The following is a 13,986-nucleotide window of genomic DNA, read 5'->3' as shown; positions in this document are numbered from 1 at the left end:
GCACCTCAGCGCTCTGTCCAACATCACCACCGCCGCGTGTCTGTGCGCGGCGGGTGCGTGTTGTTGCTGCGCACTTTGCCGCTCCTGACCCCATGCCAGGTGTGGCCAAGACGGCCAGCAAAATTCGGACAAAGGACGCTCGTGCGCACGAATACCCTCACCCATCCCCATCATTCGCCCGGTCGCGCCGTGGGCCACGCGCCCGGCCCCAAGCCCCACCGCGCGGTGCGCCGGCAGATCGTGCCGCCGGCACTGCACATCCCCGAATCCGCGGCGGCCTCCGTCTTCCGGGCCGTCCGGCTGCGCGGGCCGGTCGGCCGTGACGTCATCGCCAACGTCACCTCGCTGAGCATCGCCACGGTCAACCGTCAGGTCATCGCGCTGCTGGAGGCCGGCCTGCTGCGCGAGCGCGCCGACCTGGCGGTCTCCGGCGCCATCGGGCGCCCGCGGGTGCCGGTGGAGGTCAACCACGAGCCGTTCGTGACGCTGGGCATCCACATCGGCGCGCGGACCACCAGCATCGTGGCCACCGACCTGTTCGGCCGCACCCTGGACACGGTCGAGACGCCCACGCCGCGCAACCCGGCCGGGCCCGCGCTGGCGTCCCTGGCCGACAGCGCCCGCTGCTACCTGCGACGCTGGCACCGCCGGCGGCCGCTGTGGATCGGCGTCGCGATCGGCGGCACCGTCGACAGCGCCACCGGCCAGGTGGACCACCCGCGGCTGGGCTGGCGGCAGGCGCCGGTCGGCCAGGTGCTGGCCGACGCGCTGGGCCTGCCCGTGTCGGTGGCCTCCCACGTGGACGCCATGGCCGGGGCCGAGCTGCTGCTGGGCATGCGCCGGTTCCTGCCCAGCTCGCCGACCAGCCTGTACGTGTACGCCCGCGAGACCGTCGGCTATGCGCTGGTGATCGGCGGGCGGGTGCACGTGCCGACCAGCGGCCCGGGCACCATCGCGACCCTGCCGGCGCACTCCGAGCTGCTCGGCGGCACCGGGCAGCTGGAATCGACCGTCAGCGACGAGGCGGTGGTGGCCGTCGCCCGCCAGCTGCGCATCCTGCCGTTCGCCCCGGCGAACCGGGCTAGCGGATCCGCCGCCGGGATCGCCGACCTGCTGCGGGTGGCCCGCGCCGGCAACGAGCAGGCCAGGGAGCTGCTCGCGGAGCGGGGCCGCGTGCTGGGCGAGGCGGTGGCGCTGCTGCGCGACATGCTCAACCCCGACGAGCTGGTGGTCGGCGGGCAGGCCTTCACCGAGTACCCCGAGGCGATGGAGCAGGTGGAGGCGGCGTTCGCGGCGCGCTCGGTGCTGGGGCCGCGTGACATCCGGCTCACCGCCTTCGGCAACCGGGTGCAGGAGGCCGGCGCCGGAACGGTGTCGCTGAGCGGGCTGTACGCCGACCCGCTGAGCGCGATGCGGCGGGCCGGGGCGCTGGACGCCCGGCTGCGCGAGGTCGCGCGGGACGAGTCGTCGGCCTGACCCGACGCCGCCGTGTGCTGCGCACTTGGGCCCGGCGGCGAACCATCCTGTAAAGATGACAGAGTGCGGCACGATGACGTCTTCCGGCTGAATGAGCCGCGCCGGGTGGCCGTGCTGGCGGTCCACACCTCGCCACTGGCCCAGCCCGGCACCGGCGACGCGGGCGGCATGAATGTCTACGTGCTGCAGACCGCCCTGCACCTGGCACGCCGCGGCATCGAGGTGGAGATCTTCACCCGGGCGACCGCCTCGGCCGACCCGCCGGTGCAGCGGGTGGCGCCCGGCGTGCTGGTGCGCAACGTGGTGGCCGGGCCGTTCGAGGGCCTGGACAAATACGATCTGCCCACCCAGCTGTGCGCGTTCGCGGCCGGAGTGCTGCGCGCCGAAGCGTCGCACGAGCCGGGTTACTACGACATCGTGCACTCGCACTACTGGCTGTCCGGGCAGGTCGGCTGGCTGGCGCGCGACCGCTGGGCGGTGCCGCTGGTGCACACCGCGCACACCCTGGCCGCGGTGAAGAATGCCGCGCTGGCGCAAGGGGATTCGCCAGAGCCGCCGCTGCGCACGGTGGGCGAGCAGCAGGTGGTCGACGAGGCCGACCGGCTGATCGTCAACACCGACGACGAAGCGCGGCAACTGATTTCGATCCACCACGCCGACCCGGCCAGGATTGACGTCGTGCATCCCGGGGTGGACCTCGACGTGTTCCGGCCCGGCGACCGCCGCGCCGCCCGGGCCGCGCTGGGGCTGCCGCTCGACGAGGACATCGTGGCGTTCGTCGGCCGCATCCAGCCGCTGAAGGCCCCCGACATCGTGTTGCGTGCCGCCGCGAAACTGCCCGGGGTGCGCATCGTGGTGGCCGGCGGGCCGTCGGGCACCGGCCTGGCCTCGCCGGACGGATTGGCCCGGCTGGCCGACGAACTCGGCATCTCCGCGCGGGTCACGTTCCTGCCCCCGCAGTCCCGCCCGAACCTGGCCACTCTGTTCCAGGCGGCCAATCTTGTTGCGGTGCCGAGCTATTCGGAGTCCTTCGGTCTGGTGGCGCTGGAGGCGCAGGCGTGCGGCACCCCGGTGGCCGCGGCCGCGGTCGGCGGGCTGCCGGTGGCCGTGCGCGACGGCGTCACCGGCACCCTGGTGGCCGGGCACGACGTCGACCACTGGGCCGACGCGCTGGCCGGGCTGCTGCGCGCGCCCGCCCCGGCGGCCGCGGCGATGAGCCGCGCGGCGGCCGCGCACGCCGCCACCTTCTCCTGGGACCACACCACGGACGCGCTGCTGGCCAGCTACCGGCGCGCGATCCGCGAGTACACGACCGAGCGCCGGGGGGTGGGCGCATGAGCGCCACCGTCGAGCGGGTGATCGAGGACACGCTGCAGGCCAGCGGCCTGACCTACTCGAAACACGCTGGGGCGCATGGCGGTCCGTCGGGCCTGGTGGTGGAACTGCCCGGCGAGCGCAAGCTCAAGACCAACACCATCCTGAGCGTCGGCGAGCACTCGGTGCGGGTCGAGGCGTTCGTGTGCCGCAAACCGGACGAGAACCACGAGGGCGTGTACCGGTTCCTGCTCAAACGCAACCGCCGCCTCTACGGCGTGGCCTACACGCTGGACAACGTCGGCGACATCTACCTGGTGGGCCGCATGTCGCTGGCGTCGGTCAGCGGCGACGAGATCGACCGGGTGCTCGGGCAGGTGCTCGAAGCGGTGGACTCGGACTTCAACACGTTGCTGGAGTTGGGTTTTCGCTCGTCGATCCAGAAAGAGTGGGAGTGGCGGGTGTCGCGCGGCGAGTCGCTGAAGAACCTGCAGGCCTTTGCTCATCTGATCGACGACGACGAGGGTTAGCCCGGGGGCCACGCCCGGCAGCGCTTTTCGGGTGCGTGAGAGACTAACCGGCATGGGTGAGACTGCCACGCTGGTACTGCTGCGCCACGGCGAAAGCGAATGGAACTCGCTGAACCTGTTCACCGGTTGGGTGGATGTCGGGCTGACCGACAAGGGCCGCGCCGAAGCGGTGCGCAGCGGCGAGCTGCTGGCCGAGCAGGGCCTGCTGCCCGACGTGCTCTACACGTCGCTGCTGCGCCGCGCGATCACCACCGCGCATCTGGCCCTGGACGCCGCGGACCGGCTGTGGATCCCGGTGCGGCGCAGCTGGCGGCTCAACGAACGCCACTACGGGGCGCTGCAGGGCCTGGACAAGGCCGAGACGAAGGCGCGCTACGGCGAGGAGCAGTTCATGGCCTGGCGACGCAGCTATGACACGCCGCCGCCGCCGATCGAGCGGGGCAGCACCTACAGCCAGGACGCCGATCCGCGCTACGCCGACATCGGCGGCGGGCCGCTGACCGAGTGCCTGGCCGACGTGGTCGTCCGGTTCCTGCCGTACTTCACCGATGTCATCGTCCCGGACCTGCGCAGCGGCAAGACGGTGCTGATCGTCGCGCACGGCAACTCGCTGCGCGCCCTGGTCAAGCACCTCGATCAGATGTCCGACGACGACGTCGTGGGGCTGAACATCCCGACCGGCATCCCGCTGCGCTACGACTTGGACGCCCGGCTGCGGCCGCTGGTTCCCGGCGGCACCTACCTCGACCCCGAGGCGGCCGCCGCCGGCGCCGCCGCGGTTGCCAGCCAGGGGCGCGGCTGAGGCGTCGAACCCCGCCGGGAGGCTGCCCAGGGGTGCGCCGAAAGCCCCATTTGCCAAACAGCACGTGAACGGAAGCAGAACACCTGTTACGCAAGGTGTGACTTGTCCGATTTTGGCCTCGTTCCGCTAGGGCAGCGTTCAGGAAGATTTGTAGGATTTGCTATGTGACTGTGTTCTCGGCACTGTTGCTGGCCGGGGTCTTGTCCGTGCTGGCACTGGCCGCAGGTGTGGCGGTCGGGACCCGGTTGTCCCCGCGGGCGGCGCAGCGCCGCCAGCGGATCAGCACCGAATGGACCGGGATCACCGTCGCGCAAATGCTGGAACGCATCGTGGCGCTGATGCCGCTGGGCGCGGCGGTGGTGGACGCCCACCGCGGCGTCGTCTACCTCAACGACCGGGCCAAGGAGCTGGGCCTGGTGCGCGACCGCCAGCTCGATGACCAGGCCTGGGAGGCCGCGCAGCAGGCGCTGACCGGTGTCGACGTGGAATTCGACCTGCGGCCGGCGAAACGGTCCGGGGGCCGGTCCGGCCTGTCGGTGCACGGGCAGGCGCGGTTGCTCAGCGAGGAAGACCGCCGGTTCGCCGTGGTGTTCGCCCACGACCAGTCCGACTATGCCCGGATGGAGGCGACCCGGCGCGACTTCGTGGCCAACGTCAGCCACGAGCTCAAGACTCCGGTGGGGGCCATGGCGCTGCTCGCCGAGGCGCTGCTGGCGTCGGCCGACGACTCCGAGACCGTGCGCCGGTTCGCCGAGAAGGTGCTGGTCGAGGCCAACCGGCTGGGCGACATGGTTGCCGAGCTGATCGAGCTGTCCCGGCTGCAGGGCGCCGAGCGGTTGACCAACGTCACTGAGGTCGACGTGGATAGTGTTGTGAACGAAGCGATTTCGCGCCACAAGGTGGCGGCCGACAACGCCAACATCGAGGTTCGGACCGACGCCCCCAGCGGTTTGCGGGTGCTGGGCGACGAGACGCTGTTGGTCACCGCGTTGGCGAACCTGGTGTCCAATGCCATCGCCTATTCGCCGCCGGGCTCGCCGGTGTCGATCAGCCGTCGCCGCCGCGGCGACAACATCGAGATCGCCGTCACCGACCGCGGCATCGGCATCGCGCTGGAGGATCAGGAGCGGGTTTTCGAGCGGTTCTTCCGGGGGGACAAGGCGCGCTCACGCGCCACCGGCGGCAGCGGCCTGGGCCTGGCCATCGTCAAGCACGTCGCGGCCAATCACAACGGCACCATCGGGGTGTGGAGCAAGCCGGGCACCGGATCGACATTCACCCTGTCCATTCCGGCGGCCGTGGCGCCGGATCGGGGCGACGGCGAATCCGAGCAGCCGCAGGGTCGTGAGGTGCGGCCCAACCGTTCCCAACGAGAGGAAGAACTAAGCCGATGACTCGCGCGTATGACGATGCAGAGCGTAGCGATGAGGAGGAATCGCGCCGATGACTCGCGCGTATGACGATGCAGAGCGTAGCGATGAGGAGGAATCGCGCCGATGACTCGCGCGTATGACGATGCAGAGCGTAGCGATGAGGAGGAATCGCGCCGATGACCAGTGTGCTGATTGTCGAGGACGAGGAGTCGCTGGCCGACCCGCTGGCCTTCCTGCTCCGCAAGGAGGGCTTCGAGGCCACCGTGGTGACCGACGGGTCCGCCGCGCTCGCCGAGTTCGATCGGGCCGGCGCCGACATCGTGCTGCTCGACCTGATGCTCCCCGGGATGTCGGGCACCGACGTCTGCAAGCAGCTGCGCGCGCGTTCCAGCGTGCCGGTGATCATGGTGACCGCCCGGGACAGCGAGATCGACAAGGTCGTCGGCCTCGAGCTCGGCGCCGATGACTATGTGACCAAGCCGTATTCGGCGCGGGAGCTGATCGCGCGGATCCGGGCGGTGCTGCGCCGCGGCGGTGACGACGACTCCGAGATCAGCGACGGCGTGCTCGAATCCGGCCCGGTGCGGATGGACGTCGAACGCCACGTCGTCTCGGTCAACGGTGACACGATCACGTTGCCGCTCAAGGAATTCGACCTGCTCGAGTACCTGATGCGCAACAGCGGCCGGGTGCTGACCCGCGGCCAGCTGATCGACCGGGTGTGGGGCGCCGACTACGTCGGCGACACCAAGACGCTCGACGTGCACGTCAAGCGGCTGCGCTCCAAGATCGAAGCCGACCCGGCCAACCCGGTGCACCTGGTGACGGTGCGCGGGCTGGGCTACAAGCTGGAAGGCTAACTAGCCCGACGGGCGTGCCGGGGGCGGACCGTCGGTGTCGAAGACGGTCCGCTCATCGTCGTTGGCGCTCAACGTGATACGCCGACGCATGTCCGCCGTCATCGGCGGAAGCTCGTCGAGGTCGAACCACGCGGCGGCGGTGCTCTCGTCGTCGGCGGGGAAGGGCTCCCCGGACAGCCACTCCATCCGGAACACGTGATCCAGGTACTGGGCGTGGTCGCCGTTGGCGTGGATGGCCGGCCGGGTCACGTGCACCCACGCCAGCCGGGTGGCCCGCGCGCTGACCCCCGCTTCCTCGCGCACTTCGCGGGCGGCGCAGTCGGCCGGATTCTCGCCCGGCTCCACGATGCCCGTCACGGCCGTCCAGGCGCCATTGTCGGATCGCTTGACCAGCAACACCTTTCGGCCGCGGATGGTGACGGCCGTGATGCCGGGCAACCACAGCGGCGCATGACCGATCCGCCGGCGAAGCTCGACGATGAAATCCGGGACCGGCGTCACGCCGGGATCCGCTCGTTGACGGCGGGTGCCTCGGCGCCGCGCAGCCCCACTTCGGCGTGCCCGAGCACCGACCACCGCCGGTCGTCGATCTCGACGCGGATGTCGGCCCGTTCGGTGTTGGTGCACACCGCGGTGCCGCCGTCGGGATCGGTGTAGCCCAGGCTCACGCAGCGCTCCGGCGGCAGGTCGGCCCGGATGCACACCCGGCGCCCGCCGATCCGGCCCGCCAGCTGCCAGTGCGGCAGCTGCAATCGCGTCCGCATCCGCAGCGACGGCAAAACGCTTGCGGGCCAATCATGTCCGTCGAGCCGGAAGCGCACGAAAGCCAACGGCGCGAGGCGGCGCAGCCCGGGCCTGTGCGACACCGCGGAAACCACCTCGAGAACGTCGCCGCCGCCGAGGTCGGCATGCATCCACCCCCAGCGACGGGCGTTGCCGTGCCCGTAGATGTGGGCGACACCGCCACGCCACCCCTCGACGCGCGCGGGGGCACCGTCGAGGTGCAACCGGCCGGTGAACTCGGCGGTGGGGGCGAGCACCACCTGCGCGCCGGGCAGCAGCTCACGCTCCCACGCGAGTCGCGGGAACGTCCACAGCGGGCGCGTGGGGTCCGTCCAGGACAGCTCCCAGGCCAGCGCTCCGGCCCGCCCGCGCAGCTGCTCGTCGGCCACCCGAACGCCCGCGCAGGCGAACCAGTCCGGGCCGGTGGCGGGGTGCGCGGGCACCGGCCCGAACCGGCCGGTGCGCGGCGGCCCGTCGGGCGGAAACCAGGTGGCCCAGCCGTGCCCGTAGGCGGCGCCGCGCAGCGGGGCCACGGTCTCGCAATGGACCCACAATCCCGCGCCGGTGCGCGGATCGGACAGGGTGGCGTACCAGACCTCGAGGCGCCCCGGCCGGCCGCGCCAGCGCGGGGCGGCGGCCGATCGCTTCTCGTCGTCCACCACAGGCCCGACGTCGTGGCTACTCGGCGATCCGGGTCGCCGGATGCACCGCGATGAGCCCTAACTTGCTGCGGCGCTTGCACATTGCGGCCAGCTCCGCGTACGCCTTGGCGCCCAGCAGCTCGGTGAGCTCGTCGGCCAGGCTTTCCCACACCTGGGTGGCGCCGACGTGAGCGGCCGGGTCGCCGGTGCAGTACCAATGCAGGTCCGCGCCGCCGGAACCCCAACCGCGGCGGTCGTATTCGGTGACCCAGGTCTTGAGGATCTCGGTGCCGTCGGGCCGGGTCACCCACTCCTGGCTGCGCCGGATCGGCAACTGCCAGCAGACGTCGGGCTTCATGGTCAGCGGCGGCACGCCGAGCTTGAGCGCCTTGCTGTGCAGCGCGCACCCGACACCTCCGGCGAAACCCGGCCGGTTCAGGAAGATGCAGGCGTCCTTGTGCTTGCGGGTGCGGTACTGCGGCTGGCCGTCGTGCTCGTCGAGCTCCAGATAACCCTTGCGGCCCAAGCCTTTTTCCCGGAATTGCCAGTCGTCATCGGTCAGCTGTTTGACCGCGTCGTCCAGTCGGGCGCGGTCGTCGTCGTCGGACAGGAACGCCCCGTGCGAGCAGCACCCGTCGTCGGGGCGGCCCGCCACGGTGCCCTGGCAGGCCGGCGTGCCGAACACGCACGTCCACCGCGACAGCAACCAGGTCAGGTCGGCGGCGATCAGGTGCTCGGGGTTGTCGGGGTCGTAGAACTCCACCCATTCGCGGGCGAAATCCAGCTCGACCTCTTGTCCGGGTTGTCCCGGTTGCGGGTGCGAATTCGCCACGTCGTCCACGTTAGACGAAGATGCGGTCTCGCCGAGCCGCTGACACTCGGGCCCGGTATGGCTCTGATCACGGCGATTGACCGGGTCGCGCGACGCGGGGCGATCGGGGCACCGTTAGGTTGTTGGCGTGCGATTGGGCGTGCTCGACGTGGGTAGCAACACGGTGCATCTGCTGGTGGTCGATGCCCACCGGGGTGGCCATCCGACCCCGATGAGTTCGACGAAAGCCACCCTGCGGCTGGCCGAGGCCACCGACAGCGCCGGCAAGATCACCAAGCGCGGCGCCGAGAAGCTGATCTCCACCATCGACGAATTCGCCAAGATCGCCGACAGTTCGGGCTGCGAGGAGCTGATGGCGTTCGCCACCTCGGCGGTGCGGGAGGCGGGCAACTCCGAGGAAGTGTTGAATCGGGTCCGCAAGGAGACCGGCGTCGAGCTGCGGGTGCTGACCGGGGTCGACGAGTCCCGGCTGACGTTCCTGGCGGTGCGCCGCTGGTACGGGTGGAGCGCGGGCCGGATCATCAACCTCGACATCGGCGGCGGCTCGCTGGAGATGTCCAGCGGCCTGGACGAGGAGCCCGAGGTGGCGTTGTCGCTGCCGCTGGGCGCGGGCCGGCTGACCCGCGAATGGCTGCCCGACGATCCGCCCGGCCGGCGCCGGGTGGCGATGCTGCGGGACTGGCTGGACGCCGAGCTCGCCGAGGCCAGCGAAAACATCCTGGAGGCCGGAACCCCGGACCTCACGGTGGCGACGTCGAAGACGTTTCGCTCGCTGGCGCGGCTCACCGGGGCGGCGCCCTCGGGCGCCGGACCGCGGGTCAAAAGGACGCTGACAGCAAACGGCCTCAGGCAACTCATATCTTTCATCTCTAGGATGACGACCGCTGACCGGGCCGAACTGGAAGGAGTGAGCGCCGAGCGGGCGCCGCAGATCGTGGCGGGCGCTTTGGTGGCGGAGGCGAGCATGCGAGCGCTGTCGATCGAATCGGTGGATATCTGCCCGTGGGCGTTACGGGAAGGTCTCATCTTGCGCAAACTCGACAGCGAAGCCGACGGAACGGCCCTCATGGAGCCGTCCGTGCGTAATGCTGGAGGTCAGGTAGTTGATCGGAATCAGAACCGATCGAGAGGCGACAAACCATGACCGGACCGCATTCCGAGACCGAGAGCCCGGGCACTCGGCCGATCTCGGTTGCCGAATTGCTGGCCAGAAACGGAACCATCGGCGCCCCGGCGGTCACCCGGCGGCGTCGCCGGCGGCGCGGCGACAGCGACGCGGTGACCGTGGCCGAGCTCACCGGCGAGATCCCGGTCATCCGTGACGACGAGCCCGACGACCAACCCGGCGCCACCGACACCGTCGACACGGCCGCACCCGCCCAACCCGTGGCCGAACCCGCCGAACCGGTAGCCGAAGACGAGCCCAAGACCCCCTACTGGTCCGAGCCCGAGCCGCGCTGGCCCAAGTCGCCGCCGCAGCCCAAGCGCGCCCCCGGGCCCGAGCGCAGCGCCTACCCGCGGCCGCTGCCCGAGCCGGGCCCGTCCGCCAACGGCACCGGCCGGCGATCCTCGGGCGCCGAGGACATGAGCCCCGACCCGATGGACCACTACGCCGACATTCCGGTGGACGTGATGGACTCCGAGGTGCGCGAGGCCGAACCGGCGTTGGAGGACTCCGCGTACGTGCGCTCGTATCTGCAATCGGATTCGGCGCTCGACGACGACCTCGGCGAGGATCTCGACGACGACCACGCGGATGCCGCGACGCTGACCGACGAGGACCTCGACGCGGCGCACCTCGAGGACGAGGACGCCGAGGCGGCACACCCGGCGCCCGGCAGGCTCGAGGCGATCTGGCGCGGCAGTGTGGTTGTGCTGCAATCGATTCTGGCCGTCGCGTTCGGCGCCGGGCTGTTCGTGGCCTTCGACCAGCTGTGGCGCTGGAACAGCATCGTGGCCCTGGTGCTCTCGGTGCTGGTCATCCTCGGCCTGGTGGTCGGGGTGCGGGTGGTGCGCAAGACCGAGGACATCGCCAGCACGTTGATCGCGGTCGCGGTGGGTGCGTTGATCACCCTGGGGCCCTTGGCGCTGTCGTTGCAGTCGGGCTAGCGGCACCGACAGACAGTGCGCCCTGCCATCAAAGTCGGCCTGTCCACGGCTTCGGTGTATCCGTTGCGGGCCGAGGCCGCGTTCGAATACGCGGCCCGGCTCGGCTACGACGGGGTGGAGCTGATGGTGTGGGCCGAGTCGGCCAGCCAGGACATCGCCGCCGTCAAGAAGCTGTCCCGGCGCTATCGGGTGCCGGTGCTGTCCGTGCACGCGCCGTGCCTGCTGATCTCGCAGCGGGTGTGGGGCGCCAACCCGATCCCCAAGCTGGACCGCAGCGTGCGCGCCGCCGAGCAACTGGGCGCGCAGACCGTCGTCGTGCATCCGCCGTTCCGCTGGCAGCGGCGGTACGCCGAGGGGTTCACCGAGCAGGTCGCGACGCTGGAGGCGGCCAGCGACGTGATGATCGCGGTGGAGAACATGTTCCCGTTCCGGGCGGACCGGTTTTTCGGGGCCGGCCAGTCGCTGGAACGCATGCGCCGCCGCGGCGGCGGCCCCGGCCCGGCGATCTCGGCGTTCGCGCCGTCCTACGACCCGCTGGACGGCCACCACGCCCACTACACGCTGGACCTGTCCCACACCGCGACGGCCGGCACCGATTCGCTGGACATGGCGCGGCGGATGGGCAACGGGCTGGTGCACCTGCACCTGTGCGACGGCAACGGGCTGCCCGCCGACGAACATCTGGTGCCCGGCCGCGGCACCCAGCCCACCGCCGAGGTGTGCCAGATGCTGGCCGCCGGCCATTTCGCCGGCCACGTCATCCTCGAGGTGTCGACGTCCAGCGCGCGCAGCGCCACCGAGCGGGAGGCCATGCTCGCCGAATCGCTACAGTTCGCCCGCACCCATCTGCTGCGCTGACCACCCAGGAGACCCCCCGAGTTCATGAACGCGTTATTCACCACCGCAATGACGTTGCGGGAGGCCGGATCCGGCGTCTACGACGGCGAGCTCGACAAGCGCTGGACCATCGGTCCCAAGGTGCACGGCGGCGCGATGCTGGCGCTGTGCGCCAACGCCGCCCGCACCGCCTGCGCCGGCGGGCCGGAATCGGCGCAGCAGCCCGTGGCGGTGTCGGCCAGCTTCCTGTGGGCGCCCGATCCGGGGCCGATGCGATTGGTGACGTCGATCCGCAAGCGCGGCCGGCGGATCAGCGTGGTCGACGTCGAGCTCACCCAGGGTGAGCGGACCGCCGTGCACGCCGTCGTCAATCTCGGTGAGCCGGAGCACTTTCCGGCCGACGGGTCGGCGGCAAGCGCCAAGCCGCTGCTGTCGGCCAACCCGGTGCCGGCTCTGATGCCGCCCGAACCGCCCGACGACATCGAACCGATCGGGCCCGGGCATCCGCTGGCCGGCCTGGTGCACCTGGGCGAGGGGTGCGACGTGCGGCCGGTGTTGTCGACGATGCAGCCCTCCGCCGACGGGCGACCGCCGGTGATCCAGATGTGGGCACGCCCCCGCGGGGTGGCGCCGGATGCGCTGTTCGCGCTGATGTGCGGCGACCTGTCGGCGCCGGTCACCTTCGCCGTGGACCGCACTGGCTGGGCGCCGACGATCCAGCTCACCGCGTTTCTGCGGGGCCTGCCGGCCGACGGCTGGCTGCGCATCATCGCGACCTGCACCGAGATCGGGCACGACTGGTTCGACGAGGACCACACCGTCGTCGACAGCTTGGGCCGCCTGGTGGTGCAGGCCCGCCAGCTGGCCCTGGTCCCTGCCGCTCCTTAGCCGGCGGTGTCTGCGATGCTGTCCGGCATGGCAAGAATCGCGATCATCGGTGGCGGCAGCATCGGGGAGGCCCTGCTGTCGGGTCTGCTGCGGGCGGGCCGGCAGGTCAAGGACCTGGTGGTGGTCGAGCGGGTTCCCGAGCGCGCCAAATATCTGGCCGACACCTACTCGGTGCTGATGACCTCGGTGGCCGATGCGGTGGAAAACGCGTCGTTCGTCGTGGTCGCGGTGAAACCGGCCGACGTCGAGTCGGTGATGTCCGAGATCGCCCGCGCCGCCGGCCAGGCCGAGAGCGACACCGCCGAGCAGGTGTTCGTCACGGTCGCCGCCGGGGTCACCATCGGCTACTTCGAATCCCGGCTGCCGGCCGGGACACCGGTGGTGCGGGCCATGCCGAACGCGGCCGCGCTGGTCGGCGCCGGGGTCACCGCACTGGCCAAGGGCCGCTTCGTCACCGCCCCGCAGCTCGAGGGCGTCTCGGCGCTGTTCGACTCGGTCGGGGGCGTGCTGAGCGTGCCGGAGAGCCAGATGGACGCCGTCACCGCCCTGTCCGGCTCCGGGCCGGCGTATTTCTTCCTGCTGGTGGAGGCCCTGGTGGACGCCGGGGTGGCCGCGGGCCTGAGCCGCGAGGTGGCGGCCGACCTGACCGCCCAGACCATGGCCGGCTCGGCGGCGATGCTGCTGGAGCGGATGGACGCCGATCGGCGACTGGGCGAGGCGGAGACGCCCGGGATGCGGGTGGACGCCACCGCCACCCAGCTGCGGGCCACGGTGACCTCCCCGGGCGGCACCACCGCGGCCGGCCTGCGCGAGCTGGAGCGGGGGGGCCTGCGGGCGGCCGTCGACGCCGCCGTCCAGGCCGCCAAAATACGCTCTGAGCAGCTAAGAATTACATCGGAGTAATCCAAGAATTTTGAACTGATTGTCCCCCACCAGTACCAGTAACCCCATTAGTCCCGCTATTCTCCTTGTGTAAGCGCGTGTCGGTGCCAGCGGAGGGGAAGCCGCTGGCATGCGCGTGCCTGACACGATTGGGTTGCGATGACGTCTACGAACGGGCCATCAGCGCGAGATTCTGCAGGTAAGGCACGGGACGCCGGTTCCGGCGACGGCCAGCAGGGCAGGACGCAATTTCTCACCGTCGCCGAGGTGGCCGCGTTGATGCGGGTCTCCAAGATGACGGTCTACCGGTTGGTGCACAACGGCGAACTGCCCGCGGTGCGGGTGGGGCGGTCGTTCCGGGTGCACGCCAAGGCCGTCCACGACATGCTGGAGACGTCCTACTTCGACGCCGGCTGAGCCCGACGACGGCGCGGCGGCACCGGTCCTGCGCGGGCGCGGTCACCCGACTCCGGTTTGGTGTTCGATGCATCCGGCCGGGTAAAGTGTCCGGGTCCAATCTTTGAAGCAGGCCACGGTCAGATAGCGGAGTTATGGGTTCAGTAATCAAGAAGCGGCGCAAGCGTATGTCGAAGAAGAAGCACCGCAAGCTGCTGCGTCGCACCCGGGTGCAGCGCAGAAAACTCGGCAAGTAACTCCGT

At 70.8% G+C, this 13,986-nt stretch carries 16 protein-coding genes; 13 read left to right on the top strand and 3 right to left on the bottom strand.

Annotated elements, in window-relative coordinates:
* The first annotated feature begins 189 nt into the window (after positions 1-189).
* The 6 genes from MAA44156_RS20415 (at position 190) to regX (ending at position 6,355) form a co-directional block, all read left to right on the top strand.
* Positions 190-1,476 carry an ROK family protein gene (locus tag MAA44156_RS20415; protein ID WP_009979312.1) on the top strand — a complete coding sequence of 429 codons (1,287 nt, stop codon included), beginning with the start codon at positions 190-192 and terminating at the stop codon, positions 1,474-1,476.
* Between the two features lie 63 nt (positions 1,477-1,539).
* Positions 1,540-2,814: a D-inositol-3-phosphate glycosyltransferase gene (mshA, locus tag MAA44156_RS20410; protein ID WP_009979311.1), complete on the top strand. Its 1,275-nt coding sequence runs from the start codon at positions 1,540-1,542 to the stop codon at positions 2,812-2,814.
* Positions 2,811-3,320 carry a type III secretion system chaperone family protein gene (locus MAA44156_RS20405; protein WP_003873723.1) on the top strand — a complete coding sequence of 170 codons (510 nt, stop codon included), beginning with the start codon at positions 2,811-2,813 and terminating at the stop codon, positions 3,318-3,320. The genes mshA and MAA44156_RS20405 overlap by 4 nt, the downstream gene beginning before the upstream one ends.
* A gap of 52 nt (positions 3,321-3,372) precedes the next feature.
* On the top strand, positions 3,373-4,122 hold the full coding sequence (locus MAA44156_RS20400) for a phosphoglyceromutase (protein ID WP_003873722.1): 750 nt from the start codon (positions 3,373-3,375) through the stop codon (positions 4,120-4,122).
* 164 nt (positions 4,123-4,286) lie between these two features.
* On the top strand, positions 4,287-5,516 hold the full coding sequence (locus MAA44156_RS20395) for a sensor histidine kinase (protein WP_085988277.1): 1,230 nt from the start codon (positions 4,287-4,289) through the stop codon (positions 5,514-5,516).
* A gap of 155 nt (positions 5,517-5,671) precedes the next feature.
* The gene (gene regX, locus MAA44156_RS20390) at positions 5,672-6,355 is read left to right on the top strand and encodes a two-component sensory transduction protein RegX (protein WP_003873718.1); all 684 of its coding nucleotides are present in this window, start codon (positions 5,672-5,674) and stop codon (positions 6,353-6,355) included.
* Here the strand turns inward: regX and MAA44156_RS20385 are convergent, their stop codons facing one another.
* Genes MAA44156_RS20385 through MAA44156_RS20375 form a run of 3 tightly spaced genes read right to left on the bottom strand, consistent with a single transcriptional unit; the run spans position 6,356 to position 8,620 of the window.
* Entirely contained in the window at positions 6,356-6,856 is a 501-nt protein-coding gene (locus MAA44156_RS20385; protein WP_009979306.1) for an NUDIX hydrolase, read from the bottom strand.
* Positions 6,853-7,797, bottom strand: a complete 945-nt coding sequence (locus MAA44156_RS20380) for a tocopherol cyclase family protein (protein ID WP_009979305.1) — start codon at positions 7,795-7,797, stop codon at positions 6,853-6,855. Before MAA44156_RS20380 ends, MAA44156_RS20385 begins: the two co-directional genes overlap by 4 nt.
* Before the next feature lie 19 nt (positions 7,798-7,816).
* Complete coding sequence (locus MAA44156_RS20375; protein WP_003879313.1) at positions 7,817-8,620, bottom strand: DUF3109 family protein; 804 nt, start codon at positions 8,618-8,620, stop codon at positions 7,817-7,819.
* Between the two features lie 118 nt (positions 8,621-8,738).
* On the opposite strand from MAA44156_RS20375, the gene MAA44156_RS20370 reads away from it, so the two are divergent.
* The 7 genes from MAA44156_RS20370 to MAA44156_RS20340 all read left to right on the top strand — a co-directional run bounded on the left by MAA44156_RS20370 (position 8,739) and on the right by MAA44156_RS20340 (position 13,980).
* A complete protein-coding gene (locus tag MAA44156_RS20370) occupies positions 8,739-9,755 on the top strand; it encodes a Ppx/GppA family phosphatase (protein ID WP_003873714.1) in 1,017 nt (338 codons plus the stop codon).
* The gene (locus MAA44156_RS20365; RefSeq protein WP_009979304.1) at positions 9,752-10,720 is read left to right on the top strand and encodes an Rv0497 family membrane protein; all 969 of its coding nucleotides are present in this window, start codon (positions 9,752-9,754) and stop codon (positions 10,718-10,720) included. Before MAA44156_RS20370 ends, MAA44156_RS20365 begins: the two co-directional genes overlap by 4 nt.
* Positions 10,721-10,735: 15 nt before the next feature.
* Positions 10,736-11,578 carry a sugar phosphate isomerase/epimerase family protein gene (locus MAA44156_RS20360; protein WP_009979303.1) on the top strand — a complete coding sequence of 281 codons (843 nt, stop codon included), beginning with the start codon at positions 10,736-10,738 and terminating at the stop codon, positions 11,576-11,578.
* 24 nt (positions 11,579-11,602) lie between these two features.
* Positions 11,603-12,445 (top strand): thioesterase family protein, encoded by an 843-nt coding sequence (locus MAA44156_RS20355; protein ID WP_009979301.1) that lies wholly within the window; start codon positions 11,603-11,605, stop codon positions 12,443-12,445.
* Positions 12,446-12,472: 27 nt separating this feature from the next.
* Positions 12,473-13,348: a pyrroline-5-carboxylate reductase gene (gene proC, locus MAA44156_RS20350; RefSeq protein ID WP_175609960.1), complete on the top strand. Its 876-nt coding sequence runs from the start codon at positions 12,473-12,475 to the stop codon at positions 13,346-13,348.
* A 138-nt stretch (positions 13,349-13,486) separates the two neighbouring features.
* Positions 13,487-13,744, top strand: coding sequence for a cell division/environmental response transcriptional regulator (locus MAA44156_RS20345; RefSeq protein ID WP_010950195.1), 258 nt, complete (start codon positions 13,487-13,489; stop codon positions 13,742-13,744).
* A gap of 134 nt (positions 13,745-13,878) precedes the next feature.
* Positions 13,879-13,980, top strand: a complete 102-nt coding sequence (locus tag MAA44156_RS20340) for a 30S ribosomal protein bS22 (RefSeq protein WP_003402602.1) — start codon at positions 13,879-13,881, stop codon at positions 13,978-13,980.
* Positions 13,981-13,986 lie beyond the last annotated feature (6 nt).

Origin of the sequence: Mycobacterium avium subsp. avium (assembly GCF_009741445.1) — a bacterium.
Classification (GTDB): domain Bacteria; phylum Actinomycetota; class Actinomycetes; order Mycobacteriales; family Mycobacteriaceae; genus Mycobacterium; species Mycobacterium avium.
Note: the sequence above shows the minus strand (reverse complement) of the source record. Positions and strands in the feature narration are given on the sequence as shown.